This window comes from Clavibacter michiganensis (assembly GCF_021216655.1).
GTDB lineage: Bacteria > Actinomycetota > Actinomycetes > Actinomycetales > Microbacteriaceae > Clavibacter > Clavibacter michiganensis.
The window spans coordinates 1,954,086-1,981,069 of record NZ_CP080437.1; the positions used below are offsets into that span (position 1 = coordinate 1,954,086).

Genomic DNA, 26,984 nt, shown 5'->3' on the forward strand with positions numbered 1-26,984 from the left:
GCCCGCCGAACCACCGGAGTCCCCATGAACCACCGCTCCCGCACCCGCCCGGCGCGCGTCGCCGCGCTCGGGTTCGCCGCCCTCGTCGCGCTGACGGGCTGCACGAACGACGACGGCTCGCCCGTGGACGTGCGGGCCACCGAGCCGCCCGCGCCCTCCCCCACCAGCACCGACGCCGCGCCGGCCGGCGTCGCGCCCTCGGGCACGCCGACCGCGCTCGCGTCCGACCTCGTCTCGCCGTGGTCCGTCGCCGAGCTGCCGTCCGGATCCCTGCTCGTCAGCGAGCGCGACACGTCGCGCATCGTGGAGGTGCTCGGCGACGGCACCACGCGCATCGCCGGCACGATCGCGGGCGTGGGGCCGCAGGGCGAGGGCGGCCTGCTCGGGATCGCGGTGCGCGTGGCCGACGGCGGCACGCAGCTCTACGCGTACTTCACGAGCTCCACCGACAACCGCATCGTGCGCATGGACGTGACGGGGGAGCCGGGATCGCTCGGGCTCGGGGCGGCCGAGGACGTGGTCACGGGGATCCCGCGGGACACGACCCACAACGGCGGCCGCATCGCGTTCGGCCCCGACGGCATGCTCTACGCCACGACCGGCGACGCGAACCTCCGCGACGCCGCGCAGGACCCGATCTCGCTCGCGGGCAAGATCCTCCGCCTCACGCCCGACGGGCAGGGGGCGGCGGACAACCCGACGCCGGGGTCGCCCGTCTACTCGATGGGCCACCGCAACCCGCAGGGCATCGCGTGGGACGCCGCGGGGAACCTCTGGGCGGCCGAGTTCGGCCAGGACACCTGGGACGAGCTGAACCTCATCGAGCCCGGCGGGAACTACGGCTGGCCCGTCGTCGAGGGGGCGACGGACGATGCCGCGGACGACGCGTACATCGACCCCGTCCGCCAGTGGGCCACCGACGACGCGAGCCCGAGCGGCATCGCGATCTCCGGCGACACGATCTTCATGGCCGGCCTCGGCGGCGAGCGCCTCTGGGTGATCCGGCCGAGCGCCGTGGTCACCGACCCCATCCCCGACGACCGCGTGACAGAGTTCTACACGCGGGAGTTCGGGCGGATCCGCGACGTGCAGGCCGCGCCCGACGGCTCGCTGCGCATGCTCACCGGCAACACCGACGGCCGCGGGACGCCACGCGCGGGCGACGACAAGCTGCTCCGGGTCGAGCTCATGCCGATCCAGGCGGGATAATCTCTACCTCGTGACAGGCACCGCGATCATCATCGGCTACGACAGGGACACCCTCCGGGAGAAGGTGGACCTGCGGGCGGCCGGCGAGCGCCTGGACGAGCTGGAGGCCCTCAGGAGCCTCTCCGCCATCACCGAGAAGGTCGCGCTGCTGCGCATGCTGGGCCGCCTCGACGAGGCGTGGGACATGGCGAACGCGGCCGTCCGCCAGGCGCGCTTCACGGGCGACCGGGAGACGCTGCTCGCGTGCCGCATCCGCCGCGCGCAGGTGCAGCAGTACCAGGGCAAGCTCGACATCGCGCTGCAGGACCTCGGCGGCTGCGTCGACGAGGCCCGCGCGCACGAGTGGTACGCCCTGGAGGCGTTCGCGCTGCAGCACCGCGGCAAGGTGCACTTCGACCGGGGCGACTACCGCCTCGCGCTCTCCGACTTCGAGGACGCGTACACGCTGCGCACCCGCGAGGGCCTGCCGAGCGACCAGCTCGAGAGCTCGGCGCTCGCGATCGACGTCGCCAAGGAGCGCATCGCCGCCCAGCCCGCGTGATGGTCCCGCTCGCTCACCGGCCGACGGCGGCCGGCCGTGGCTGACCTCGCCCGGGTGCGGATCTGGGCCGAGGCCCTCATCTCCCTGCACCTCGACCCCTCGTGGACCTTCGCGTTCGACCACGCCCGCACGCGCGCCGGCGCCTGCCACTACGGCGAGAAGCGGATCACGGTCTCCCGGCACCTGGCGGGGCGGTTCGAGGACGACGAGATCCACCAGGTGCTGCTGCACGAGGTCGCGCACGCGCTGGCCGGATCCCGCGCGGGCCATGGGCCGAGGTGGAAGAAGGTGGCCGCCGAGCTCGGCTACGAGGGATCCCGGCTGCACTCGGGCGCGGTCGCCGAGGAGCTCGCGCCGTGGGTGGGCGCGTGCCCGGCCGGCCACGCGCACTTCCGCTACCGGAAGCCGACCCGCCCGCTCGCCTGCGGGCTGTGCTCGAAGCGGTTCGACAAGGCGCACCTCATCGCGTGGACGAAGCGCGAGGTGCCGTCGGGCGCCGCCGCGTCCGGCCGGGCAGCGGGCACCGATCGGCGCGAGGGAGCCGCGTGAGCCGGGCACCGGGATCCGAGCGGCCCACCGGCCAGTGGATCACCGACCCCGACGGCCTGCGCTGGTTCCTCGACACGGGCGCCGTGAGCCTCGACCTCGCCTACACGGGCGCGCTCGGGGATCCGGAGCCGCGCGAGACGCTGCCCGACGCGGCGGCCCTCGGCGCGTGGCTGAGCGAGCACCTCGCGCCCGTCTCCGAGCCGGGCGAGCGCGATCTCGCCGACGCGCGCACGCTCCGGCAGGCGATCGGCGACATCGCGGCGGCCATCGCGGACGGCGCGGAGCCGTCGCCGCGCGACGTCGACGTGCTCAACCTCTACGCGGCCACGCCCGATCTGCCGCCCGCGCTCGGCGGCGGATCCCGCCAGGCCGGCCGCGCGCTCGCCCGGCCAGCGCAGGCGCTCGCGTCGGCGGCGCGCGACGCGGTGGCGGTGTTCGGGGCGGGATCCGAGCGGGTCCACCGCTGCTCTGCCGATGACTGCACCGTGCTCTACCTCGACACCACGCGCTCGGGCACCCGGCGCTGGTGCTCGATGCGGCGCTGCGGCAACCGCGCGAAGGTGCGCGCCCACCGCGCCAGGCAGCTGCGGGAGCGGCGCATGGGGATCCCGGCGCGCGTGGCGCCCGTGCGTCCCGCGGCCTCCCCCGCGTACGACGACGGCCCGGGAGCCTGAGCCCCCGGGCCGTGCGCGCGGATCCGCGTCACTCGCTGACGCGGACCTCCTTCCAGAACGCGACGTAGCCGCTGTAGTCCTTGCCCACGCGGTCGAACGACGACGGGATGGGCGTCGGGTACGACCAGGCGCGGTCCTGCAGCACGGTGTCGCCGTCCTTCACGGAGTAGTACTGCGTGTCGCCCTTCCACGGGCAGTGGTACGGCGTGCTGGTCTCCGTCAGGAGCGACATGTCGACGCTCTGGGGCGGGAAGTACCAGTTGCCCTCGATCTCGATGAGCTCGTCCTTGGGTGCCTCCGCGACGGTGACGCCGTTGATGAGTGCCTTCATGTGATGACCTTCCGGTTGCGTGGCGTCGTCCCGGGCGCGGCGCCTGATGCACAGGGGAACACGCGCTCCTGGACGCCCATTCCGCGGGTACGGCGACCGGATCCTGCGCGGACTCAGGCGTCGCGGTGCAGGCGGTGCACGACCACGTCGACGGGGCCCGCGGCGAGCGCCGCGGCGACCAGCCCGCCGTGCCCCGCGGCGTCGAGCCGGCGCGCGGAGACGCTCGCGGTGACCAGGTGCCCCACGGCCGGCCGGAGCTGCTGGTACGCGGCGCACGCGACGGCGGCCTCGGGCGAGGTCGCGTCGATGCCGAGGGCGGCGAGCGCGTCGACCACGGCGCCCGCGGCGAGCTGGTCCTCGGCGCACGCGCGCCAGGATCCGTCCGCCTCCACGGTGCCCGCGGCGACGACGGCCACGTACGCGCGGCGGCCGAGCGCGGTCTGGAGGGCGAGGATCCAGTCGGCGACGGCCGGGGCGTCGGCGAGCCCGGCGCTCACGACGGCCGGGCGCGCGGGCATGGTCGCGAGGACCTCGTCGCGGCGGGCCGCGGTGGGCGGCGGGACGGAGGGCAGGGCGTCGACCCAGACGATGACGTCGGCCCCGGCGGCGATGCGGCGGGCGCCGGCCACGCCGCCGTCGAGCCGGACCTGGTAGCGGGCCTGCGTCGACGGATCGGGGTGCGCGGCGTCAGCGGAGGAGGTCACGATCCGATGCTACGGGCGTCAACGGGCCGGACCCTCCGCGGATGACGCGCCGCGACGGCTCGGGCGCCCCGCGGCGCATCGCCTGGCGGATCACCTCGAAGTCGTCGCGCGTGATCTCGAGGAGCCCCGGCGCGAGCTTCCGGCCCCACTCGAGGGAGTCGCGCGTGAAGTCGAGCACGGGGACGAGCGGGCGGATGGGGGCGTCGACCGCGCCGAGGTCCCAGTCCATCCGACGGCGCCACGGCCGCCACTCGCCCACGCGGCCCTGGTACGGCGCGGCGTCGGCGACCCGGCCGATCGCGGTGAACGCGCGGAGGAGCTGCCCGTCGGGGTAGGACTCGCGCGGCGAGTAGTAGACGAAGCCGTCGGCCTCGCCGAGCCGCTCGACGGGCTCGCGGGCGCCGCGGTTGACCTGCGCGATGCCGAGGTCCAGGCCGTCGAGCACGCGGTCGCGCGAGACGACGCCCACCCAGTACCTGATCATGTCCGTCCCATCCTGTCCCACGGCAGCGGGACGCCGGGCACGCCCAGCCGGGCGGAGCACACTGGGGCCATGCGCGTGCTGCTGAAGACCATCCTCGACTGCGATCCCGACGCCGCCTGGCGCGCGCTCCACTCGCCCACCGTGATGCGGGAGGTCGCGGGCCCGCTCGTCGACTTCGTGCCGCTCGAGGACGGCGGCTTCCCGACGAGCTGGGACGGCCGCGAGCACGTGGCCGCGATGCAGGCGGGTCCCTTCACGGCGGGGCGGCAGGGCATCCGCCTCCGCGACATGAAGCCGCGCGTCGAGGGCGTGCGCATCGTGCGCGACGACGGCCACGGGCTCTCCGGGCTCATGTCGATCCCCACGAGCATGCGGCACAGCATGGCCGTCTCCGCGGATCCCGCGGGCCCCGACGCCGACGGCCGCGTGAGGACCCTCTTCCGCGACCAGCTCGAGTTCGAGGCCGGGCTCCTCGGCCCCGCGATGTGGCCGACCTTCTGGGCCTTCTGGCAGTGGCGCGCGTTCCGGCTCCGCCAGCTCGCGCCGACGTGGGCGTACGACTGGCAGCCGGAGCCCGCCGGCGACCCCGTCGAGCGACCCGCCTAGCTCACCGCTCCGGGAGCGCGTGCTGCAGGAGCTCGCGGGACAGGAGCGGCCGCTCCAAGGGGATCCGGGCGGTGGCCGGGTACCCGACGTCGCCGCACGTCGCGCCATCCGTCGTGGTGGTCGTCTCGGCGCGCTGCAGGTCGAGGACGACTCGCGCGTCCGTCTCGAGCACGCGCACGGCCTCCACCTGCCCGCCGCACTCCGGCGCGCCGTCGATCCACGTCACGTCGATCCAGGATCCGGTGGGGAGCGCGTCGGACGGGTTCCACCCGACGAGCAGCGCCGGATCGAGGGCGGCCGACGGATCGAGGGCCGTCAGCTCGACGGAGCGCAGCTCGTCGGGGATGCCCTCCGCATCGCGGGAGACGAGGGGGAGGTCGTCGACGTCGGCGGCGGTCGTGCACCCGACCAACGCTCCCGCCAGCACCGCGGCGAGGAGGGCCGGAGCGAGCGGCATCCGGCGAGCGGGCATGGCGGCGTCCGTCCCTCGAGGCGGCGCGACCCGGTCGGCGGCGCCCGTGGAGTCCACGCTACGTCGCGCGCGCACCGGCCGACAGCCCCGCGCGTACGGTGGGCGCATGCCCTCCGCCGTCACCGCCCTCCACGTCGCCGACTGGCGCCGCCGCACGCACGAGATGTACGCGGAGGTGCGCTGGGTCGCGCAGACGGATCCCGCCGCCGCCCACGCCCTCTGGCGCCGCACGCGCGACGACATGTTCCGCAGCCACCCGGCGACGCCGCTCCTGCCCGAGCACCGCGACGGCTTCGACCGCCTGGACGTCACGGACTACGACCCGGCCTGGCGGTTCGAGCTGGAGATCCACCCTGGCGGCGAAGACGCGCGTCACGACGTGGAGACCGGTACCGACGGCATCGTCCCGTTCGAGCGGCTCGGCTCAGTCGCACTCCCCGAGGCAGACGGTCGCCCGGTGGGGACCCTCGACGTCTGGCGCCTCGCGAGCTACGGCGGCGGCCTGCACCTGCCCGTCAAGGACGCGTCGCACCGGCGCGAGGGCGGCACGTACGGGGGCGGCCGCTACCTGCTCGACACGGTCAAGGGATCCGACCTCGGCCCGGGTGCGCCCGGCTCGATCGTGGTCGACCTCAACTTCGCGTACAACCCGTCGTGCGCCTACGACCCGGAGTGGGCGTGCCCCCTCGCGCCGGCCGGCAACGTGCTCGGCTTCGAGGTCCCCGTCGGCGAGATGGGCTTCTCCCCGGCCTGACCTGCTACGGTGGCATCACTTGCGAGCACATCACCGTGCTCCCTGCGTCGAGAGAACGCGTTCCCTCCTCGCCCCGATCAGATCGCCGCACAGGCCGACGGGGCCGAGTGACATCTTTCTTTTGGCGAACGGATGCGCCCATCGGCGCCTTCGCCATCCTCCGCTTCCGTGCGTCGTCGCACATCCCCGAGAACGCACACCGGGGCGGACCCCTGCCTGGAAGGCAACTCCCCCGCATGACCACTGACACCTTCGGCGCGCTCGGCGTGCCCGCACCCCTCGTCTCCGCCCTCACGGCGAACGGCATCACGACGCCGTTCCCCATCCAGGTGGACACGCTCCCCGACACCCTGAACGGCCGCGACGTGCTCGGCCGCGGCAAGACGGGCTCCGGCAAGACGCTGGCGTTCGCCATCCCGATGATCGCGCGCCTCGGCGGCGGGCTCGCCGGCGGCCGTCGTCGTCCGGGCCGCCCGCTCGGCCTGATCCTCGCGCCGACCCGCGAGCTCGCCACGCAGATCACCGCGGCCATGGCGCCGCTGGCCGAGGCCTACAACCTCACCACCACGACGATCTTCGGCGGCGTCTCGCAGCAGCGCCAGGTCGCGGCCCTCAAGGCCGGCGTCGACGTGGTCGTGGCCTGCCCCGGCCGCCTCGAGGACCTCATGAAGCAGGGCTTCGTGAACCTCGACGCCGTGGAGATCACCGTGCTCGACGAGGCCGACCACATGGCCGACCTGGGCTTCCTGCCCGTCGTCACGCGGATCCTCGACAAGACCCCGAACACCGGCCAGCGCATGCTGTTCTCCGCCACGCTAGACAACGGCGTGGACAAGCTCGTGCGCCGCTACCTGCACGACCAGGTGCTGCACTCCGTCGACGAGGCGAACTCGCCCGTCGCCGCCATGACCCACCACGTCTTCGAGGCGACCGACGTCGAGGCCAAGCGCCTCCTCGTCCAGAAGCTCGCGGGCGGCACCGGCCGCCGCATCCTCTTCATGCGCACCAAGCACCACGCGAAGAAGCTCGCGAAGCAGCTCACCGACGCGGGCATCCCGTCGGTGGACCTGCACGGCAACCTCTCGCAGGTCGCCCGCGACCGCAACCTCGCGGCGTTCTCCGCGGGCGACGTCAAGGTCCTCGTGGCCACCGACGTCGCGGCCCGCGGCGTGCACGTCGACGACATCGAGCTCGTGATCCACGTCGACCCGCCGGCCGAGCACAAGGCGTACCTGCACCGCTCGGGCCGCACGGCGCGCGCGGGCTCCGCGGGCGACGTCGTCACGATCATGCTGCCGGCGCAGCGCAAGGACGTGCAGCTCCTGATGCGCAAGGCCGACATCCACGTCACGCCGCAGCAGGTCACCGAGTCCTCCCCCGCCGTGGCCGAGCTGACGGGCGCCGTCGCGGCGTACGTCAAGCCCGCGCCGCGTGAGACGAAGTCGGTCCGCGAGTCCACCCAGCGCCAGTCGCAGGGCGGCCGCGCGAACGGCGGCGGACGCTCGCAGGGCGCCAACGCGCAGCGGAAGCGCGCGGCCCGCGACGGCGCGCCCGTCGGCGGAGGTCGTCGTGACGGCGCCTCGTCCGGTCGCCGCGACGGCGCCTCGGGCGGACAGCGCGGCGGTGCGCCCCGCAACTTCAGCACCTCGTCCGAGGGCTTCGGCGGCGGCTCGTCCGTCGGCACCGCCCGTCCCCGCCAGGAGCGCCCCGCGGCGTCCGGCGGCGCCTCGGCCGGCGGCCGCGAGCGCACCCACCGCCGCGTCTCCAGCGGACGCTAGACCGCGCGGCGCGCACCGCGCGCCGGCATGACATCGAGGGCCCCCGTCCACGGACGGGGGCCCTCCGTCGTCCCCGGAGGGACACGTGACGACGCGTCCGTGCCCCGAGTCCCCACAGCTGAGGCGATGCCTGTTGACGGTCGCGCGGACGCCCGGCGGCATCCGGATACGGTGAGCCAATGACTCGCGCCGCCCTCGCCACCCGTGGCCCGTACCGCAAGGGCGTGGAGCGCAGGGAGCTCCTCATCCGCACCGCCATCGAGGTCTTCGCCGAGCAGGGGTACCGCAGCAGCTCGCTGCGCGAGATCGCGTCCCGGGCCGAGATCACGCCGGCCGGCCTGCTGCACCACTTCAGCGGCAAGGAGGAGCTGCTGCTCGCCGTGCTCGAGCGCCGCGAGGAGCGCCTCGCCGCGGCCATCGAGCTGCACCGGCCGCGCAGCGTCGCGGAGCACGCGGCCGTGGTCATCGCGGACGGGGAGCAGAGCGCGTGCCTCACCCGCGTCATCGCCGTCGTCTCGTCGGAGGCCTCGGCCGCAGGCCACCCGCTGCACGAGCTGTTCCGCGAGCGCCGCGCGCGCGAGCTCGAGCGCATCACCGCGGGCGTCATCGTCGACCAGGCGCGCGGCCTCATCGACCCCCACCTCGACCCGGAGGCCGCGGCCGCCGTCGTGCTCTCCGCCATGGACGGCCTGCACGTGCAGCGCTGCTACGGCGTGGGGGCGGGCGCCAGCCAGGCCTTCGAGGACCTCCGTCGGCACTACCTCGAGCCGCCGCAGTTCCCCGAGCGGGCCGCCGCCGTCTGATCCGGGAGACCGCGGTCCGCGGTCCGCCGCATCCCGGCTGGCGCAACGCATCCCGGGTGGCGCGACGCGACTAGGGCAGCACGCCCACCGAGGCGAGGGCCGCGCGGAGCAGCGCGCCGCGGCCGCCCTCCATGTCGGCCGAGACCGCGTCGGACGCCGCCTCCTCGGGCGTCATCCACGTGATCTCGAGCGCGTCCTGACGCGGATCGCACGTGCCGGTGACCGGCACCACGTACGCGAGCGACACGGCGTGCTGCCGGTCGTCGGTGTACGGGCTCGCGCCGGGGAACGGGAAGTACTCGGCGACCGAGAACGGCGTCGGGCTCGCGGGGAGCTGCGGGAACGCCATCGGACCGAGGTCCTTCTCGAGGTGGCGGAAGAGCGCGTCGCGCAGAGTCTCGCCGTACATCACGCGGCCGGAGACGAGCATGCGCGTCATCTGGCCGGTGACCGTGGCGCGCAGCAGCACGCCGATGTCCTTCACCTGCCCCATGCCGTCGACCCGGACGGGCACGGCCTCCACGTAGAGGAGGGGCAGCCGCTGCCGGATCTGCGCCAGCTCCACGTCCGACAGCCAGCCGGAGTTCGGGTCGGGGATGTTCGGGTCCGGGGTGCGAACGGTCATGGTCCATTGTCACCCACCGCCGGAGCGCGGCGGCCACCCGGCGCGCTGGCGACCGCCGGGCGGCAGAGGGGCGGGCGCCCGGTCGGCCGCCGGGGGCGGATGCGAGGATGGGCGGGCCGGCCGATCCCCGCGTCCGCGCATCCGCCCGCTGCCGACAGAGGACACCGTGACCGCTCTCCCGCTGGATCCCGACGCCGTCCTCTGGTCGGCCTCCTCCGCCGACCTCGCCGACCGCCCGCTGCTCGTGCTCCTTCACGGCTACGGATCGCACGAGGGCGACCTCTTCGGGCTGTCGCCGTACCTGCCGCTGGGGCCGGTCGTCGCGTCGCTGCGCGGGCCCATCGCGCTGCAGGGCGGGAACGCGTGGTTCCCGATCGTGGCCGGATCCCGCGGCGACCCGGATCCGGACGCCGCGGACGCCGCCGCCCAGGGCGTGCTCGACTGGCTCGACGCGCTGCCCGTGCCGCCGCGGTCCGTCGGGCTCCTCGGCTTCAGCCAGGGCGGGGCCACCGCGCTCCAGCTGCTGCGCCTCGCGCCGGGACGGTTCTCCTACGCGGTGCAGCTCAGCGGGTTCTCGGTGCGGGGCGAGCACGCGGGAGACGCGGCCAACGCCGCCGCACCGACGCCGGTGTTCTGGGGCCGCGGCACCGCAGACCAGGTGATCCCGGACGAGGCGGTCGCGCGCACGGCCGCGTGGATCGGCGACCACGGCGCCCTCACCGAGCGCATCTACGAGGACCTGCCGCACTCCGTCTCCGCGGCCGAGCTGCGGGACGTGTCGGCCTTCATCCGGGAGCACGCGGGCTGAGGCGCGGCCCGGCGCCGCGGCCGTCATCCGGGGAGCGCCCGGGCGGACGCGTTGTCGGTGGTCCGGAGGAGGATGAGCAGATGGATCCCGTCCTCGCGCGCTTCTCCCCGGCCACCCGGGAGTGGTTCCAGGGCGCGTTCCCCGGCCCCACCGCCGCGCAGACCGGCGCGTGGGAGGCCGTGCAGAAGGGGTCGCACGCGCTCGTCGTGGCGCCCACCGGATCCGGCAAGACGCTCGCGGCATTCCTCTGGTCGATCGACCGGCTGGCCTCGCGTCCCGCGCCGGAGGATCCGATGCGGCGCACGCGCGTCCTCTACATCTCGCCGCTGAAGGCGCTCGCGGTCGACGTGGAGCGCAACCTGCGCTCGCCGCTCGTGGGCATCGTGCAGACGGCGAAGCGGCTGGGGGCCGAGCCGCCCGAGGTCACGGTGGGCGTGCGCTCCGGCGACACCCCGGCCGGCGACCGGCGCGCGCTCGCGAAGACGCCCCCGGACATCCTCATCACCACGCCCGAGTCGCTGTTCCTCATGCTCACCTCGGCCGCGCGCGAGACGCTCGCGGGGGTCGAGACGGTCATCGTCGACGAGGTGCACGCGGTCGCGGCCACCAAGCGCGGCAGCCACCTCGCGCTGTCGCTCGAGCGGCTCGACGCGCTGCTGGAGAAGCCGGCCCAGCGCATCGGGCTGTCGGCCACCGTGCGGCCGCCCGAGGAGGTGGCGCGGTTCCTCGGCGGGCGCTCGCCCGTCTCCATCGTGTCGCCGAAGAACACGAAGGAGTTCGACCTCCGGGTCATCGTGCCGGTCGACGACATGACCGAGCTCGGCACCACGGCGCCGCTCGAGGGGTCGGCGGCGCAGGGGGACCAGCCGCAGCAGGGATCCATCTGGCCGCACGTGGAGGAGGGCATCGTCGACCTCGTGCTGCAGCACACGTCGTCCATCGTGTTCACGAACAGCAGGCGGCTGGCCGAGCGGCTCACGGCACGGCTCAACGAGATCTACGCGATGCGCATCGAGGACGGGCGCATCGACGCCGAGGGGAACGCGGTCGTGGGGGGCACGGCGGCAGGATCCGCGACGGCGGACGCCGTCCCCGTGCTGGCGGGGGCCTCGGCAGGATCCGGGTCGTCGCGGCCCGCCGACGCCACCGCGTTCTCGGCCACGCGCCGCACCGCCGCCCGGCCGCCCGCCGAGGTCATGGCGCAGGCGGGGAGCACCGAGGGCGCGGATCCCGTGCTCGCCAAGGCGCACCACGGATCCGTCTCCAAGGAGCAGCGCGCCCTCATCGAGGACGACCTGAAGTCCGGCCGGCTCCGCTGCGTGGTCGCCACCTCGAGCCTCGAGCTCGGCATCGACATGGGCGACGTGGATCTGGTGGTGCAGGTCGAGGCGCCGCCCTCGGTCGCGAGCGGGCTGCAGCGGGTCGGCCGCGCCGGGCACCAGGTGGGCGAGGTCTCGCGCGGCGTCATCTTCCCCAAGCACCGGGCCGACCTCATCCACTCGGCCGTGGCCGCGGAGCGCATGGCGAGCGGGCAGATCGAGTCGCTGCGCGTGCCGGCGAACCCGCTCGACGTGCTCGCGCAGCAGACGGTGGCGGCCGTCGCGCTCGAGCCGCTGGGCGTCGAGGAGTGGTTCGACATCGTGCGCCGCAGCGCGCCTTTCGCGACCCTGCCGCGCTCCGCGTACGAGGCCACGCTCGACCTCCTGAGCGGCCGCTACCCGTCCGACGAGTTCGCGGAGCTGCGGCCCCGCATCGTGTGGGACCGCGACGAGGGCACCATCGAGGGTCGGCCGGGCGCGCAGCGGCTCGCGGTCACCTCCGGCGGCACCATCCCGGACCGCGGCCTGTTCGGCGTGTTCATGGTGGGCGAGAAGGCGTCGCGCGTGGGCGAGCTCGACGAGGAGATGGTCTACGAGTCGCGCGTCGGCGACGTGTTCGCGCTGGGGGCCACGAGCTGGCGGATCCAGGAGATCACGCACGACCGCGTGCTCGTGACGCCCGCGTTCGGGGAGCCCGGGAAGCTGCCGTTCTGGAAGGGCGACGGGCTCGGCCGGCCGCTCGAGCTCGGTCGCGCCATCGGGGCGTTCGTGCGGGAGCTGTCCGGATCCGCGGTGGACGACGCCCGGGCGCGCGCCGGCCGCGTGGGCCTCGACGACCGCGCCGTGAACAACCTGCTCGCGTTCCTCGACGACCAGAAGAAGGCCACCGGCCACGTGCCGAACGACCGCACCCTCGTGGTCGAGCGCTTCCGTGACGAGCTGGGCGACTGGCGCGTGGTGCTGCACTCGCCCTACGGGATGCAGGTGCACGCGCCGTGGGCGCTCGCGGTGGGCGCCCGGGTCACCGAGCTGTACGGCATCGACGGCGCGACCATGGCCAACGACGACGGCATCGTCGTCCGCATCCCCGAGACCGACGGCGAGCCGCCGGGGGCCGACCTCTTCGTGTTCGAGCCGGACGAGCTCGACGCCATCGTCACGCGCGAGGTGGGCGGATCCGCCCTGTTCGCTTCGCGGTTCCGCGAGTGCGCCGCCCGCGCGCTCCTGCTGCCGCGCTACAACCCGGGCCGTCGATCCCCGCTCTGGCAGCAGCGCCAGCGCGCGTCGCAGCTGCTCGACGTCGCGCGGAAGTTCCCCGCGTTCCCGATCGTGCTCGAGACCGTGCGCGAGGTGCTGCAGGACGTCTACGACCTGCCCGCGCTCACGTCGCTCGCGAAGGACATCGAGGCGCGGCGCATCAAGATCGTGGAGACCACCACGGAGGACGCGTCGCCGTTCGCGCGCAGCCTCCTCTTCAGCTACGTCGGCGCGTTCATGTACGAGGGCGACAGCCCGCTCGCCGAGCGCCGGGCCGCCGCGCTCTCGCTCGACGCGGGCCTGCTCAGCGAGCTGCTGGGGCGGGCGGAGCTGCGCGAGCTGCTGGATCCGGCGGTCATCGCGCGCACCGAGCTCGAGCTACAGCGCCTCGCGCCCGACCGGCGCGCCAAGGGGCCGGAGGGCGTGGCCGACCTGCTGCGGATCCTCGGGCCGCTCGACGCCGAGGAGGTCGCCGCGCGCCTGGAGCCCGACGAGGCCGGATCCGCCGCCGACCACCTCGACGCGCTCGTCGCGGGCAGGCGCGCGCTCCGGGTCTCGTTCGGCGGGCAGCCGCGCGTCGCCGCCATCGAGGACGCGAGCCGGCTGCGCGACGCCCTCGGCGTGCCGCTGCCCATCGGCACGCCGATGGCGTTCGTCGAGCCCGTGGCGGATCCGCTCGGCGACCTCGTCGGCCGGTACGCGCGCACGCACGGCCCCTTCACCATCGCCGACGCGGCCACGGGCATCGGCCTCGGATCCGCCGTCATCGCCGACACGCTCGCCCGGCTCGGAGCGCAGCGGCGCGTGGTCGAGGGCGAGTTCCGGCCGGGCGCCACCGGCAGCGAGTGGTGCGACGTCGAGGTGCTGCGGCGGCTCCGCAGCCGCTCGCTCGCGGCGCTCCGCAGCGAGGTCGAGCCCGTGGAGCGGGCCGCGTACGCGCGGTTCCTCCCGGCGTGGCAGCACGTCGCCGGTGCGGATCGTGAGCGCGGGCTGCGCGGGGTCGACGGCGTGCTGCAGGTCATCGAGCAGCTCGCGGGCGCGCCCGTGCCCGCCTCCGCGTGGGAGACGCTCGTGCTGCCGGCGCGGGTGCGCGACTACAGCCCCGCGTTCCTCGACGAGCTCACGTCGACGGGCGAGGTCATCTGGTCGGGCGCCGGCACGCTCGCGGGCGCCGACGGCTGGGTCAGCCTGCACCTCGCCGACCAGGTCGCCCTCACGCTGCCCGAGCCCGACGCGCACGACACCGACGAGCTGCAGCGCGAGATCCTCACCACGCTCGGCACCGGCGGCGGCTACTTCTTCCGGCAGCTGAGCGACGCCGTCGGATCCACGGACGACAAGGCGCTCGTCACGGCGCTGTGGGACCTCGTGTGGGCCGGGCTCGTCACGAACGACACGCTGTCGCCGCTGCGCGCGCTGCTGGCGGGCGGATCCACCGCGCACAAGACGCCGCAGCGGGCGCCGCGCGGGCGCATGTACCGGGGCGGGCGGATGCCGCGGCCCGACATGCCGACGCGCACGGGACCGCCGACCGCGGCCGGGCGCTGGTCCATCGTGCCGCTCGCCGAGACCGACGCCACCGTGCGCGCGGCGGGCACGGCCGAGCTGCTGCTGGAGCGTTACGGCGTGGTCACGCGCGGATCCGTGATGACCGAGCGCGTGCCCGGCGGATTCGCGCTCACCTACAAGGTGCTCGCCGGGTTCGAGGACACGGGACGCGCGCGCCGGGGCTACTTCATCGAGACGCTGGGCGCTGCGCAGTTCAGCACCGGCGGCACGGTGGATCGGCTGCGCGGCTTCACGCGGGATCCGGACGCGGGCGAGCGGCCGCTGAACGCGCTGACGCTGGCCGCCACGGATCCGGCCAACGCCTACGGCGCGGCGCTGCCCTGGCCGCGGCTCGACGGGTCGGGCGGCGGATCCGACGGCGACGGGAGCGACGGAGCGGGGCCCGCCTCCGGGGATCCGGCCGGCGACGCGTCGGCCGCGATCGCGGAGTCCGGCAGCGTCGACGCGCGCGGGGAGCGCCCCACCGGGCACCGCGCCGGCCGGAAGGCGGGCGCGCTCGTGGTGCTGGTCGACGGCGAGCTCGTGCTCTACGTGGAGCGCGGCGGGAAGACCGTGCTGCTCTTCGACGACGACGAGGCGGTGATCCGCGCGGCGGCCGAGTCGCTCGGCGGCATCGTGCGCCGCGGCGGGGTCGCGAAGCTCGCGATCGAGAAGGTCAACGGCGCGTTCATCCTCGGCACGCCGCTCGGCACGGCGCTCCAGGAGCACGGCTTCTCGGCGACGCCGCGCGGGCTGCGGATGCGGTCGTGAGCGCGCGTTCGGCGAGGGGATCCGCCCGTGCCTGAGGGCGACACCGTCTGGCGCACCGCGGCGCACCTGCACGAGGCCATCGGCGGGCAGGTGCTCACGCGCAGCGACTTCCGCGTGCCGAAGTTCGCGACGCTGGATCTCGCGGGCCAGGAGGTCGACGAGGTGGTGAGCGTCGGGAAGCACATCCTGCACCGGATCGGCGACCTCACGATCCACAGCCACCTCAAGATGGAGGGCTCCTGGCACATCTACCAGCACGGCACTCCGTGGCGGCGGCCGGCGTTCGAGGCACGCGTCGTGCTCGAGACGGCGGAGCGCGTCACGGTGGGCTTCGCGCTAGGGGTGCTCGAGGTGATCCCGCGCGACCAGGAGCACACGGTCGTCGGGCACCTCGGGCCGGACATCCTCGGGCCCGACTGGGGCGACGCGGCGGCCGAGGAGATCGTGCGGCGCATCTCCGCGCAGCCGGAGCGGGCGATCGGCCTGGCGCTGCTGGACCAGCGGAACGCCGCCGGCATCGGCAACGTCTACCGGGCCGAGCTCTGCTTCCTGCGCGGGGTGCTGCCCACGCGGCCCGTCGCCGAGGTGCCGGACCTGCCCGCGATGGTCGCGCTCGCGCGCCGCACGATGCGCGCGAACCGCGACCGCATCGAGCGCACCACCACGGGCGACCTCCGGCGCGGCCGCACCGACTGGGTCTACGGGCGCAAGGGCAAGCCGTGCCTGCGGTGCGGCACGCGGATCCAGCAGGGCCAGCTCGGTGATCCCGTTCGGCCCGGCATGGGCGCGCAGGACCGGGTCACCTACTGGTGCCCGCGCTGCCAGACCTGACGCGCGCGGACATCGTCAGCGCGAGCCGCCCGAGCGGCGCGCCGCACCCCGCCCGGACGCACGACGCCCGCCGGATCCGGAGCGGATGCGGCGGGCGACGTGGGCGGGCGCGCGGGGCTCAGTCCCGCGGCGTCGACGCCGACGGCAGCTCGGGCGCGGGTGCGCCGCCCGCCGCGATCCGCGCCTCCTCCTTGCCGACCAGCGAGTGGCGGCGTCCGTAGAGGAAGTAGACCGCGAAGCCGAGCGCGAGCCAGACGAGGAAGCGGACCCAGGTGAGGGTCGTGAGGTTGAGCATCAGCCACACGCAGAGCACGGCCGAGAGGATCGGCAGCCACGGCATGAGCGGCACGCGGAACGACGCGCGGATGTCCGGGCGCTTCCTCCGCAGCACGATCACGCCGATGCTCACGAGCACGAACGCGGAGAGCGTGCCGATGTTGATCATCTCCTCGAGCACGCCCACGTCGGTGAAGCCGGCGAGGGCCGCGACCACGACGCCCGCGATGATCTGCACCCGCACCGGCGTGCGGCGCTTGGCGCTCGTGCGGCTGAGGCCGCGCGGCAGCAGGCCGTCGCGGCTCATCGCGAAGACGACGCGGGCGAGGCCGAGGAGCAGCACCATGAGCACGGTGGTGAGGCCGAGCAGCGTGCCGATGGAGATCACCTGCGCCGCCCATCCGGCGCCGACCGCGGTGAAGGCTGTCGTGAGCGACGGCTCCTCCGCGTCGGCGAGCACCGTGTACGGGACCATGCCGGTGAGGACGAGGGTCACGAGCACGTAGAGCACGGTGACGACCGCGAGGCCCGCGAAGATGCCGCGCGGCAGGGTGCGCTGGGGGTCCTTCACCTCCTCGGCGCTCGTGGCGACCACGTCGAAGCCGATGAACGCGAAGAACACGAGCGAGGCGCCGGCGAGCAGGCCGTAGAGGCCGTACTGCGTGGGCTCCTGGCCGCTCGCCCAGGAGAAGAGGGACTGGGTCCAGACGTCGGCGGATCCGCCCTCGGTCGGGCGCTGCGGCGGGATGAACGGCGAGTAGTTCTCAGGCCTGACGTAGAACGCGCCCACGACGATCACGAACAGGACGACCGCGACCTTGAGCACCGTGAAGACGCTCGAGACGCGGCTGGAGAGCTTGGTGCCGAGCACGAGCAGCACGGTGAAGATCGCGGTGATGAGGACGGCACCCCAGCTGATGCCGAGCCCGAACACCGTGATGGTGGAGGGGATGTCGAGCCCGGCGAGCTTGAGCGCCGACTCCAGGTAGATGCCCCAGTACTTCGCGATGACCGCGGCCGCCGTGAGCATCTCGAGGATGAGGTCCCAGCCGATGATCCACGCGAGCAGCTCGCCCATGGTCGCGTAGGTGAACGTGTACGCGCTGCCCGCGACGGGGACGGCGGACGCGAACTCGGCGTAGCACATGATCGCGAGGCCGCACGTGACGGCGGCGAGCACGAACGCGAGCGTCACCGAGGGACCTGCGTAGTTGCCCGCGGCCTTCGCGCCGACGGAGAAGATGCCGGCGCCGACCGCGACGGCGACGCCCATGAGCATGAGGTCCCAGGTGCCGAGGGAGCGGGTGAGGCTGCGTTCGCCTCCCGCGGCGTCGGCCAGCGACGACTCGATGCTCTTCGTGCGGAACAGGCTCATGGGGCGTCCGTTCGGTGGTGGCGGCTCGGGGAACGGGGATCGAGCCTACCGGCGGGCGGGCAGCGCCCCCATCCGGGGGCGCTGCTCCGTGCTGGTGCGGATGCGCGGGCCCACGACACGCCCGGCCCGCGGAGAAGCGGGAGAAGCGCCGAGGAGAAGTGATCGGAGGACCTAGGCAGGTATGAGAAGCAGTGCTTCTCTGGAGGAGCGGTCAAGCAGCGTGCCGCATCCGACACGAGTCCGGAAGGTCTTGAGTGACCGGAACGCTGCGCACGCGCGCCCTCGCCGCCGCCCCGCCCGCCTCGCGCGGATCCGCCTCCCGCGCATCCGCGTCGGCGATCCCGCTGTCGACGACGCTCCCCCGCCCGACGAACCTCCCCCGCCCGACCCCGCTCGCGCCCGACCTCACGGCGGCGCGGGACGAGAAGCGCCGGCTGACCCACGACCGGTTCGTGCGCGCGGCCGCCGCGGCAGAGGATCCGGCGGGCGACGCCGAGCGCCGCCGCCTGCACGACCAGATCGTGCTCGACCACCTCGAGCTCGCCGACCAGCTCGCCCGCCAGCACTCGGGGCGCACGCATGACTGGAGCGACCTCCGACAGGTCGGCTACCTCGGCCTCGTGAAGGCCGCGCGCCGGTACGACCCGGGGTTCGGCGCGCCCTTCGTGTCGTTCGCGATCCCCACCATCTCCGGCGAGATCAAGCGCCACCTGCGCGACAACGGGTGGGTGGTCCGCCCGCCCCGGCACGTCCAGGAGCTGCGGCACGCGCTGCTCGCGGTCGTGCCCGCGCTCACGCAGCGGCTCGGCCGCACGCCCACCGACGCCGAGCTCGCGGCCCACACCGGGCACGCGCGCGAGGAGGTCGTCGAGGCGCTCGCCGCGCACTCCAGCCTCCGGCCCGCGTCGCTCGACTTCACGGTGCACGAGGACGAGGGCATCTCGCTCGCGGACACGATCGGCGCCGACGACCCCGGCTACGCGCGGGCCGAGCGCACCGTGCTGCTGGACGCGGCGCGCGGCGTGCTCAGCGATCGCGACCGGCGGATCCTGCACCTGCGCTTCGTCGACGAGTGCAGCCAGTCGGAGATCGCGGCCGAGCTCGGCGTGACGCAGATGCAGGTGTCGCGGCTGCTCGCGCGGATCCTCGGGGCGTTGCGCGCCGAGCTCACGCGCGGCGAGGCGGAGGCCCTGCCGGAGGTGGCGCCGCTCGCCGCCGTGTCGCCGATCCGCGTGCGCGAGGCCGACCGCCGCACGGCCTGAGGCCGGACCGGCTCCGGGGCTCGGGGGCTCGGCGCCAGCGCGCCGGCGACGACGGCGTCGCGATCCGCTCAGGTGCCGGGCAGCGCGCCCGTCTCCACGACGCGGCGCGCGACCTCGACGAGCTTCACGTTGCCGTCCTGCGAGTAGCGGCGGAGCACCTGGAACGCGCGGTCGGCGTCGAGCGAGAAGCGCTCCATCAGGATCCCCTGGGCCTGGCCGATGACGGAGCGCGACGCCAGGCCGACCGCCAGGTCGTCCGCGGCGTCCCATGCGGCGAGCGCGATGCGCGCGTGCACCGCGACCTCCTCGGCCACCGCTCGGTCGGCCGCGTCGAGCGCGCCGGTCGCGCGGTGCAGCGCGACGGCTCCACCCGCGTCGGGACGCCCGTCGGTGCGCCCGCTGCCGCCGTCGGCCAGGGCGACGAGCAGCAGCCCGGATCCGCCGAGCACGGGCCCCGCCCCGAGGAGCGCGCCGAGCGCGGCGCCGGACTCCCCCGCGACCGCGACCTCGGCAGCGCGCGGCAGGACGACGGCGGCGCCCGTCGCGGAGGACGCGTGGAGGAGCGCCGCGAGCAGCAGCTCGACGCCGGCGGCGCGGCTCGGTGCCGCGTGGAACGCGGCGACGACGTGGACGGGCAGGGCCGAGCGGTGCTGCTCCATCCGGTCCCTCCCGTGCGTTCGGGGACGTCGGCGGATCTCGGGCGATGCGCGGCCCGGACCCTCCGCAGCGCGGCGAGACGCCGAGCCCCGGCTCGACCATTCGAGTATCGCACCATCGATTTGCGCGCAAAGCGTCTGGGACGAGAACTCACGGGGAGCCGTTCGCGAGCGACGCCCGGCCCCCCGCGGGCCCACCGCGCGGGCCGCCGCCCGTCAGGCCGTGACGGTCGTGCCGCGCCAGGCGAGCGAGTCGCCTCCCACCTGCCACACGAGCGTGACCGCGTCACGGGCCTCGTCGTCGTCCGTCCAGGCCGAGGTGTCGAGCTCGAGGAGGCGGCCGGATCCCGCGGCGACGAGCCCGACGGGCACCTCGGTCCCGTCGACCCACGCCCACGCCGTCTCGGGGTAGCCGACGAGCCCGCCATCCTCGGAGCCGCCCTCCGGGGCGGCGAACGCGACGGAGAGCGGGCGCGAGGCGTCGACGGCGGGCACCGGATCCGCGGATCCCTCGGGGCCCGCCGCCGGGTTGCGCCACTCGTATGGCGTCGCGCCGGTCGCGGGGACGACGTGGTCGTCGAGCAGGAGGCCCCGGTCGGTGTCGCGGACGATCCAGGCGTCGGCCACGTCGCCGTCCGAGGCGGACACGAGCGTGAAGGCGCCCTCGGGGCCCTCTGCCGAGATCGGCTCGACCGCGCGCAGCCGCTCGGCATCCTCCGGGGAGACGGTGCCCGCGCGGCCGGAGGAGGCGACGTACGACTCCCGGGATCCGGCCGACCTCTGCGCCTCGGGCGTGAGCATGCCCCATGCGGTGTCGGCATCGCCGGCCGCGACGGCGTCGAGGTACGCGGCGACGAGCGCGGTCTCCGCGGAAGGCGCCGCGGCCTCGTCGCCCTCGCCCGCGGGCGACGTCTCGACGGACTCGGGGACCGGCAGCGGGACGGGTCCGACCTCGTCGGGGCCGGTGCACGACGTCAGGACGACCGCGGTCGAGGCGATCATGACCAGGGGCAGGGTGCGGATCCTCATCCCCCGACGCTAATTCCGGCACCCGAGGGAACGCGCGCATTCCCACGGGCTGCCCAGGGTGCGGCATCCGGGGCGCGACCGGCTCGCGCGGACGGCGGGACCGGACCTGGATACCGTCGGGGCATGAGCGACGCACCGGCCGACGAGGGCCGCATCCTGATCAGCAAGGCCGCGAACCACCTCATCGACCGCGCCGAGTTCGGCCTCTCCGAGCTGCGCATCGTGCCGCTGGCGCCGAGCGTCGAGCCGGCGATGCGCGCCGTCGGCATGGCGGGCAAGGAGGGCCTCGGCGGCCGGCTCACCATCACGACGCGGGCGCTCGTCTTCCGCACGCACGCCGCCAACCGCGTGCGCGGCACGCTCGAGGTGCCGATCGGCGAGATCGCTGCGGCGCGCGACGTGTCCCGGGGCATCAGCCGGCGGCCCGAGGTGACGCTCGTGAGCCGCCACCGGCTGCTGTTCATCGTGTGGGGCGGCGCGCGGATCATCGCCGCTATCCACGAGGCGCGCGGAGGCCGGCCGCGGCTGACCGGGCCCGTCCGCCGGGGGCGCGCATCCGGCAGCGGCGCAGCCACCCCTGCCATGCTCGATGCATGGCCTCCCTCACCCGCCCCCGTCGCGGCAAGATCATCGCCGGCGTCTGCGCCGCCCTCGCCGACCGCTTCGGCATCAGCCGCTTCCTCGTCCGCCTGCTGTTCGTGCTCTCCATCGTGCTGCCGGGCCCGCAGGTGCTCCTGTACCTGATCCTCTGGATCGTCTTCCCCAAGCAGCGCTGACCGGCCCGGGACGCCGCGCGCCGGCGACCCGGGATCGTCCCGCGCCGGAAACGCTCCCGCAACACCCGGTTCCCAGACTGGGGAGACGCCTCTCCCCTCGTCTGGATGGATCCGCATGCCCGCTCGTCGACGCGCCCGTGACCGGATCCGCGTCGGCGATCGCGCGCTGGCCACGGCCGCGCTCGCGGTCGGCCTGGCGGCGGGCGGAGGGGCCGTCGCGGAGCCGGCCCGGGCGTCCACCGACGCGGATCCCGCCGCATCGGCCTCGCCCGCCGCTCCCGCCGTCGTCGACCTGGGCGTCGCCGACGCGGTCGCGCTCCTCGACGCCGGATCCACGACCTCCGTCGAGCTGACCCGCGCCTACCTCGCGCGCATCGACGCGTACGACGACGACGCAGGCGACGACGAGCCGGGCCTCAAGGCCGTCATCACCACGAACCCGGACGCGCTCGCGACCGCCGCCACGCTCGACGCGGAGCGCGCGGCCGGCACGATCCGCGGCCCGCTGCACGGCGTCCCGATCGTCGTGAAGGACAACCACGCCACGGCCGACATGCCCACCACCGTCGGCAGCGCGGCGCTCCGCGACTACCGCACGACGGCCGACTCCACCGCGGTCGCGCGGCTGCGGGCGGCCGGCGCGATCATCCTCGCCAAGACGAACATGTCCGAGTTCGCGTGGCACGGCACGTACACGCTGGGCTCCGCGCGCGGCCGCACGGCGAACCCGTACGACCGGTCGTGGAGCGCGAGCGGATCCAGCGGGGGCACGGCGGCGGCGGTCGCGGCCTCGTACGCGCCGGCGGGCCTCGGCACGGACTCGTGCGGATCCATCCTGGGGCCGGCCGCGCACCAGTCGCTCGTGGGCTTCCGGCCGACGATGGGCCTCACGAGCACGGCCGGCATCGTGCCGCTGTCGCCCCGGCAGGACGTCTCCGGGCCGATGACCACCACGGTCGCCGACGCCGCCCTCCTCACGGAGGTGCTCGCGGGGCGCGACCCCGCGGATCCGCTCACCGAGATCGCCGACCAGCAGGCCACCGACGCGTACGTCTCCGGCCTGTCGACCTCGGCGCTCGCCGGGAAGCGCATCGGCTGGGTGCGCTGGGACAGGCGAGAGGATCCCGAGCGGCCCGGCCTTGCCGAGACGAGCGCGCTCATGGAGCAGGCCGTGCGCGACCTCGAGGCGCAGGGCGCCGAGGTCGTGGAGGTGCCGCTGACGCAGGAGTTCGTGGAGGAGACGCTGCAGAGCGGTGGGTGGCGCGACATGCGACCGGCCATCGACCGCTTCCTCCGCGAGACGCCCGCGACCTGGCCGGCGCGCGTCGCCGCCCGCACCGCACCCGCGGACGTGCTCTCCTTCGCCGACGTGATGGCCGACCGGCCGAGCGCGCTCACCGACGGCGACATCGCGTACTTCCTCGGTCACGAGGACGTGCCGAACCCCGACTACGACCGCTCGATCGCGGAGCAGGACGCGGGCAAGGCCGCGATGGACGCGTTCTTCGTCGAGCAGGGCATCGACGCCCTCGCGATGCCGACGAGCGCCACCAGCGCGACGCCGACCTGGGCGGGCACGACGTTCTGCGACATCGGCGCGAACACCGGGATCCCGACGATCTCGGTGCCCGCGGGCTTCACCTCGACGGGCGCCCCCGTCGGCCTCGAGCTCGCCGCGCCCCGCAGCGACGACGGCGACCTGCTCGCGATGACCTACGCGTACGAGCAGGCGACCCGGCACCGGGTCGCGCCGGGGACGACGCCGGAGCTGGTGGCGGCGGTAGCGCCCGAGGCCGCAGCCGAGGCGGGGGACGAGGCGGCGGATGCCGACGCGATGGCGACCGGGGCGGGATCCCCGGGATCAGCCCCGCAGGCCGCCGGGGCCGCGCGCATCGCCGGGGTCGGCGTCAACACGCTCGGGCAGAACGCCGTGATCGCCGCGTGCCTCGCGCTCGTCGGCGGGGCGGTCATGGCGGTCGGCTTCGTGCGTCGCCGCCGGTCTCCCGGCGGCCTCGCCGGCTGATCCCCCGACGTGCGCCCGGCTCAGCGCCGTGCGCCCCGCGCGCCCCGGCGCCGACGCACGAGCACCAGCCCCCCGCCGGCGACCAGCAGTCCGAGGGCCGCGGTGACGGCGCCGGGGGCGAGGTCCGATCCGGTGCGGGCGAGCGTCGCGGCGTGCGCGGTGCCGCGGGTCGCGGGGTGCGCCGCGGCAGCCGCGGATCCGGCCGTCGTCGCGCCGGGGTCCGCGGGGGCGGACGAAGAGGCCGGGGCGGGCGAAGGATCCACGGTCGCGGCGCCCGCGAGGGACACCGTGCCGTCGGCGGCCACCGTCACCTTCGCGGTCATCGCGGCGGCCAGGTCGATGCGCTCCCAGCTGCCGGCCGTGCCGAGGTCGAGCGGTTCACCCGAGTCGATGGCGGTGAGGGCGAGCACCTGGCGGCGCTGCGCGTCGGTGAGGTCGGGGTGGCTGGTGCGGAGGAGCGACTCGGCGACGTCCGGCACGGTCATCGGCTGCCCGGCGGCACCCACGAGCGGGAAGCCGTACGTCAGCCGCTGGCGGTAGACCGCGAGCGCCTGGTCGGTCGGCAGGTAGGGGGTGTCCGCGGCGATGCAGACCGCGAGCGTCGCGCCGCATCCGGCCTCGAGCACCTGGCGCAGCTCCGTCGCGGCCTGGGCGTAGAGGTCACGGAACTCGGGGTCGGCCCAGCGGCGCTGGACGATCTTCTGGCCCATCATGTGACCGGCCATCACGTCGATCGGGTAGTGCGCGCCCATCACGATGCGGTTGTTCCCGGCGTCGGACGCGCGGGCGAGGATCTGCGGGGCGAGCTCCGGCAGCATCGTCGCGAGCGAGACGCCCTGCCAGAACGCCTGCGACGTGTGGCCGCTCGGGTAGGAGCCGTCCTGCCCGGCCCACGCGTTGCCGCCGGGCTTGTCGCGGTACTGGAGGCGCTCGGGGAAGCGGACGTAGGGGCGCGGGTTGGCGTAGTGGTTCTTGGCCGGGCCCGTCGACCCGCCGCGTCCGACGAGGCCGTTCTCCTTGTTGAGGAGCGCCGCCGTCTTCGGCAGCTGCCCGGCGTCGCGCGCGGCCTTGTAGATCGCGCCGAGGCGGGCACCCAGGCCGTCGGACATCGACACGGACATGTCGGCGTACTGGTCGATGATCGCGCGGTCCGACTGCGCCTTCGGAGCGGTCTGGTTGATCTGCACGGTCATGTCGTCGTTGAGCTGCATGATGTCCGGCCGGCCGCTCTTCAGCGCCGGGAACGCGTCGAGCATGGGGACGAAGTCGTAGGTCGCGTCCGACGCGTAGACGTGGTCGATCGTGGCCTGGTCGAAGGGCGCGGGCGAGGTCGCCGCCTGCGCCGAGGACGCGCCGGGGCCCGCGAGCACGACCGCCAGGATCGCGGTGGCGGAGAGGAGCGCGGCGACGCGGGCGCGCGGGCGGACGGTCGTGATGACGGTGATGATGGTGCCTTCCGTGGGATCGTCGGCCGATCGGCCTCCCGCACCGTAGGGAGGGGCCGTGGCCGCACGGCCTCCGCCGGGTGAACCCCGCATGGACGTCCGGCGAGGCGGAGGGATCGTTCCCGGCCGGCGGTTCGTCCGGCCGTCTGTCAGCGTCCCGCGGACGGGATGCGCCCGGGCGTCAGCCGCGCGACCGCGGCACCATCACCCGGGTCCAGGGCTCGAGCGTCATGCCGCCGCCCGCGCGGATCCGGTCGACGGATCCGTCGGGGCCGCGGTCGGCCGTGACCTCCTCGCCGACGGACCCGAACCCGTCGCCCTCGACGATGCGCGCCGACGAGTCGCCCGTGCGCTCGAGCACGTCCACGGAGTCGAGCGGGTGCTCGGCGGTCGGGTCGATGCGGAGGAAGCGGTCGCCGATCACCTGGAGGTCCTGCATCCCCCACATGTTGACGAAGCGGCCCGTGAAGGGCGCGTCGACCGCGGCGCGCTCCTCCTCGGTGGCGGCCGAGTCGGCGAGCAGCAGCTCGAGGATGCCCGTGCTGAGCGCGCTCGCGGGGCCGTCGATCGCGTTCGTGAGGACGGTGACGGCCCAGCCGCTCGCGGGATCCACCGCCGTGCGCGTGATGTGGCCGGGGTACCCGCCCGAGTGGCCGAGGACGGTGGCCTCATGGGCGCCGGATCCGACGCGCTCGATGATGAGGCCGTAGCCGTAGCGGCGGGTGCCGGCCGGATCCAGGCTGGAGGCGTAGCGCGGCCGCTGCTGGACGCGCTTCGACGCGGCCGAGATGAGCCGCTCGTCGTCCGGCAGCACGAGCGCGGAGAAGAAGGACACGAGCTCGGACGCGGTGCTGGTGACGCCGGTGGCCGCGGCCATGGCGCGCGTGTCGACGTGCGGGAGGACGGTGCGCTCGCGGGAGGTGCGGAGCGAGGTGGACGCGGCCGCGTACTCGTCGGCGCGGGCCGGCACGTACTCGGCGGTGGTGTCGCGGAGGCCGAGCGGGGCGGTGATCCGCTCGGCCAGGTAATCCGCGTACGAGAGGCCGGACGCCGCCTCGACCACGAGGCCGAGCAGCGCGTACCCGACGTTCGAGTAGTTGAAGGCGGTGTCGGGCGCCATCTTGGCGACGCCGGGCGAGGTCGCGATCGCGAGGAGGTGCGCGCGGTCGGGGAACGGGCCGGAGTGCTGCCAGTGGTCGCCGTCGGGGCCGTCGCGGAGGACGCCCGCGCCGTGCTCGAGGAGGGCGGCGACCGTGACGCCGGCGAGCTCGGATCCGGCGTCCGCGAGCTCGGGCACGTGCGCGCCGAGCGTGTCGTCGAGACGGAGGGCGCCCTGCTCGGCGAGCTGCAGGATCGCGGTGGCCGTGAAGGTCTTGGAGTGCGAGGCCACGCGGAACAGGTGCGCGGGCGTCAGCGGCGCCTCGGTGGTGGGATCCGCGACGCCGAACGCCTCGGACAGCACGACCTCGCCGTGCCGGGCGATGGCGACCTGGGCGCCGGGGACGCGGGTCTGCCAGACGCGGTGGTCGAGCCAGGTGCGGACGTAGTCGAGGATCTCGGTCATGGCGCCTCCGGGGCGTGTCGGGGGGTGGCGTCCTCGTACACGGCGACGAGGCGGTCGAGGAAGTCCTGCACGGTAGCGCGATCCGCGTCGCCCATGCTCGCGATCACCTCCTCGATGCCGGTGATGACCGGCATCACGGCCGCGTGCGCCGCCTCGGACGAGCGGTCGGCGGCGGTGACGACGAGCTTGCGGCCGTCGCTCGGATGCCGCTCGCGGTGCGCGTGCCCGGCGGCCTCCAGCCGGTTGAGCACGAGGCTCATGGCGGCGGTCGAGATGCCGAGCCGGCCGGCGAGCTCGGTCGGCGTCGTGGGACCGGCGGTGACGAGGTGGTCCATCGCGGCGAGGCCCATGGCGTCGACGGCGAGGGTGCGCTGGATGCTGCGCTCGAACGCCTGCTGCGCGAGCGTGACGCGGCGGAGGCGCGAGCGGACGCCGTCGCCGAGGGGCGGGAGGTCGGCCGCGGCGGGGGCCGCAGCCTCGGCTTCGGGATCCGGCTTCCGGGAGGGCATGCGTC

At 74.9% G+C, this 26,984-nt stretch carries 25 protein-coding genes; 14 read left to right on the forward strand and 11 right to left on the reverse strand.

Annotated elements, in window-relative coordinates; translation table 11 throughout:
• Positions 1-24 precede the first annotated feature (24 nt).
• From K0V08_RS09080 to K0V08_RS09095, 4 genes are read left to right on the forward strand one after another with little or no spacing between them, the layout of a single operon-like run.
• Positions 25-1,209, forward strand: coding sequence for a PQQ-dependent sugar dehydrogenase (locus tag K0V08_RS09080; RefSeq protein ID WP_079534233.1), 1,185 nt, complete (start codon positions 25-27; stop codon positions 1,207-1,209).
• Positions 1,210-1,219: 10 nt separating this feature from the next.
• On the forward strand, positions 1,220-1,750 hold the full coding sequence (locus tag K0V08_RS09085) for a hypothetical protein (protein ID WP_043561078.1): 531 nt from the start codon (positions 1,220-1,222) through the stop codon (positions 1,748-1,750).
• Positions 1,751-1,786: 36 nt separating this feature from the next.
• Entirely contained in the window at positions 1,787-2,299 is a 513-nt protein-coding gene (locus tag K0V08_RS09090; protein WP_012039325.1) for a SprT-like domain-containing protein, read from the forward strand.
• Positions 2,296-2,973: a CGNR zinc finger domain-containing protein gene (locus tag K0V08_RS09095; protein WP_079534232.1), complete on the forward strand. Its 678-nt coding sequence runs from the start codon at positions 2,296-2,298 to the stop codon at positions 2,971-2,973. The genes K0V08_RS09090 and K0V08_RS09095 overlap by 4 nt, the downstream gene beginning before the upstream one ends.
• 28 nt (positions 2,974-3,001) lie before the next feature.
• Here K0V08_RS09095 and K0V08_RS09100 read toward each other — a convergent pair whose 3' ends face one another.
• The 3 genes from K0V08_RS09100 to K0V08_RS09110 all read right to left on the reverse strand — a co-directional run bounded on the left by K0V08_RS09100 (position 3,002) and on the right by K0V08_RS09110 (position 4,492).
• Positions 3,002-3,304: a DUF427 domain-containing protein gene (locus tag K0V08_RS09100; protein ID WP_079534231.1), complete on the reverse strand. Its 303-nt coding sequence runs from the start codon at positions 3,302-3,304 to the stop codon at positions 3,002-3,004.
• Positions 3,305-3,417: 113 nt separating this feature from the next.
• Positions 3,418-4,008, reverse strand: a complete 591-nt coding sequence (locus K0V08_RS09105) for a 2-phosphosulfolactate phosphatase (protein WP_012039328.1) — start codon at positions 4,006-4,008, stop codon at positions 3,418-3,420.
• Positions 3,992-4,492 carry an EVE domain-containing protein gene (locus tag K0V08_RS09110; RefSeq protein WP_079534230.1) on the reverse strand — a complete coding sequence of 167 codons (501 nt, stop codon included), beginning with the start codon at positions 4,490-4,492 and terminating at the stop codon, positions 3,992-3,994. The genes K0V08_RS09105 and K0V08_RS09110 overlap by 17 nt, the downstream gene beginning before the upstream one ends.
• A 69-nt stretch (positions 4,493-4,561) precedes the next feature.
• Here K0V08_RS09110 and K0V08_RS09115 point away from each other — a divergent pair, with 69 nt between their 5' ends.
• Positions 4,562-5,098: a hypothetical protein gene (locus K0V08_RS09115; protein ID WP_012039330.1), complete on the forward strand. Its 537-nt coding sequence runs from the start codon at positions 4,562-4,564 to the stop codon at positions 5,096-5,098.
• Between the two features lies 1 nt (position 5,099).
• On the opposite strand, the gene K0V08_RS09120 is transcribed toward K0V08_RS09115, so the two are convergent.
• Positions 5,100-5,570, reverse strand: a complete 471-nt coding sequence (locus tag K0V08_RS09120; protein ID WP_128516975.1) for a hypothetical protein — start codon at positions 5,568-5,570, stop codon at positions 5,100-5,102.
• Positions 5,571-5,676: 106 nt separating this feature from the next.
• Between K0V08_RS09120 and K0V08_RS09125 the strand changes: the two genes are divergently transcribed.
• From K0V08_RS09125 to K0V08_RS09135, 3 genes are all read left to right on the forward strand, one after another.
• The gene (locus K0V08_RS09125; RefSeq protein ID WP_079534228.1) at positions 5,677-6,324 is read left to right on the forward strand and encodes a DUF1684 domain-containing protein; all 648 of its coding nucleotides are present in this window, start codon (positions 5,677-5,679) and stop codon (positions 6,322-6,324) included.
• Positions 6,325-6,560: 236 nt separating this feature from the next.
• Complete coding sequence (locus K0V08_RS09130) at positions 6,561-8,102, forward strand: DEAD/DEAH box helicase (protein ID WP_167435238.1); 1,542 nt, start codon at positions 6,561-6,563, stop codon at positions 8,100-8,102.
• 179 nt (positions 8,103-8,281) lie between these two features.
• Positions 8,282-8,905 (forward strand): TetR/AcrR family transcriptional regulator, encoded by a 624-nt coding sequence (locus tag K0V08_RS09135; protein WP_079534227.1) that lies wholly within the window; start codon positions 8,282-8,284, stop codon positions 8,903-8,905.
• A 70-nt stretch (positions 8,906-8,975) separates the two neighbouring features.
• Here K0V08_RS09135 and K0V08_RS09140 read toward each other — a convergent pair whose 3' ends face one another.
• The gene (locus K0V08_RS09140) at positions 8,976-9,530 is read right to left on the reverse strand and encodes an NUDIX hydrolase family protein (RefSeq protein WP_012039335.1); all 555 of its coding nucleotides are present in this window, start codon (positions 9,528-9,530) and stop codon (positions 8,976-8,978) included.
• A gap of 166 nt (positions 9,531-9,696) precedes the next feature.
• Between K0V08_RS09140 and K0V08_RS09145 the strand changes: the two genes are divergently transcribed.
• The 3 genes from K0V08_RS09145 (at position 9,697) to K0V08_RS09155 (ending at position 16,064) form a co-directional block, all read left to right on the forward strand.
• Positions 9,697-10,338 carry an alpha/beta hydrolase gene (locus K0V08_RS09145; protein WP_079534226.1) on the forward strand — a complete coding sequence of 214 codons (642 nt, stop codon included), beginning with the start codon at positions 9,697-9,699 and terminating at the stop codon, positions 10,336-10,338.
• 80 nt (positions 10,339-10,418) lie between these two features.
• Complete coding sequence (locus K0V08_RS09150; RefSeq protein WP_079534225.1) at positions 10,419-15,233, forward strand: Lhr family ATP-dependent helicase; 4,815 nt, start codon at positions 10,419-10,421, stop codon at positions 15,231-15,233.
• A gap of 27 nt (positions 15,234-15,260) precedes the next feature.
• Positions 15,261-16,064 carry a DNA-formamidopyrimidine glycosylase family protein gene (locus K0V08_RS09155; protein WP_079534224.1) on the forward strand — a complete coding sequence of 268 codons (804 nt, stop codon included), beginning with the start codon at positions 15,261-15,263 and terminating at the stop codon, positions 16,062-16,064.
• A 118-nt stretch (positions 16,065-16,182) separates the two neighbouring features.
• Here the strand turns inward: K0V08_RS09155 and K0V08_RS09160 are convergent, their stop codons facing one another.
• Positions 16,183-17,715, reverse strand: coding sequence for an amino acid permease (locus K0V08_RS09160; RefSeq protein ID WP_079534223.1), 1,533 nt, complete (start codon positions 17,713-17,715; stop codon positions 16,183-16,185).
• 254 nt (positions 17,716-17,969) lie between these two features.
• On the opposite strand from K0V08_RS09160, the gene K0V08_RS09165 reads away from it, so the two are divergent.
• Positions 17,970-18,977: a sigma-70 family RNA polymerase sigma factor gene (locus K0V08_RS09165; protein WP_079534222.1), complete on the forward strand. Its 1,008-nt coding sequence runs from the start codon at positions 17,970-17,972 to the stop codon at positions 18,975-18,977.
• Positions 18,978-19,045: 68 nt separating this feature from the next.
• Here the strand turns inward: K0V08_RS09165 and K0V08_RS09170 are convergent, their stop codons facing one another.
• Both K0V08_RS09170 and K0V08_RS09175 read right to left on the reverse strand, forming a co-directional pair.
• Positions 19,046-19,636: an ANTAR domain-containing protein gene (locus K0V08_RS09170; protein ID WP_079534221.1), complete on the reverse strand. Its 591-nt coding sequence runs from the start codon at positions 19,634-19,636 to the stop codon at positions 19,046-19,048.
• A gap of 213 nt (positions 19,637-19,849) precedes the next feature.
• Complete coding sequence (locus K0V08_RS09175) at positions 19,850-20,662, reverse strand: hypothetical protein (protein WP_157444681.1); 813 nt, start codon at positions 20,660-20,662, stop codon at positions 19,850-19,852.
• Positions 20,663-21,255: 593 nt separating this feature from the next.
• Between K0V08_RS09175 and K0V08_RS09180 the strand changes: the two genes are divergently transcribed.
• A complete protein-coding gene (locus tag K0V08_RS09180; RefSeq protein WP_012039344.1) occupies positions 21,256-21,438 on the forward strand; it encodes a PspC domain-containing protein in 183 nt (60 codons plus the stop codon).
• A 115-nt stretch (positions 21,439-21,553) separates the two neighbouring features.
• A complete protein-coding gene (locus K0V08_RS09185) occupies positions 21,554-23,461 on the forward strand; it encodes an amidase family protein (protein ID WP_079534217.1) in 1,908 nt (635 codons plus the stop codon).
• Positions 23,462-23,481: 20 nt separating this feature from the next.
• On the opposite strand, the gene K0V08_RS09190 is transcribed toward K0V08_RS09185, so the two are convergent.
• From K0V08_RS09190 to K0V08_RS09200, 3 genes are all read right to left on the reverse strand, one after another.
• Positions 23,482-24,999, reverse strand: coding sequence for an acid phosphatase (locus tag K0V08_RS09190; RefSeq protein ID WP_079534216.1), 1,518 nt, complete (start codon positions 24,997-24,999; stop codon positions 23,482-23,484).
• 88 nt (positions 25,000-25,087) lie between these two features.
• The gene (locus tag K0V08_RS09195) at positions 25,088-26,470 is read right to left on the reverse strand and encodes a serine hydrolase domain-containing protein (protein ID WP_079534214.1); all 1,383 of its coding nucleotides are present in this window, start codon (positions 26,468-26,470) and stop codon (positions 25,088-25,090) included.
• Entirely contained in the window at positions 26,467-26,979 is a 513-nt protein-coding gene (locus K0V08_RS09200; protein WP_079534212.1) for a MarR family winged helix-turn-helix transcriptional regulator, read from the reverse strand. The genes K0V08_RS09195 and K0V08_RS09200 overlap by 4 nt, the downstream gene beginning before the upstream one ends.
• Positions 26,980-26,984: the final 5 nt, after the last annotated feature.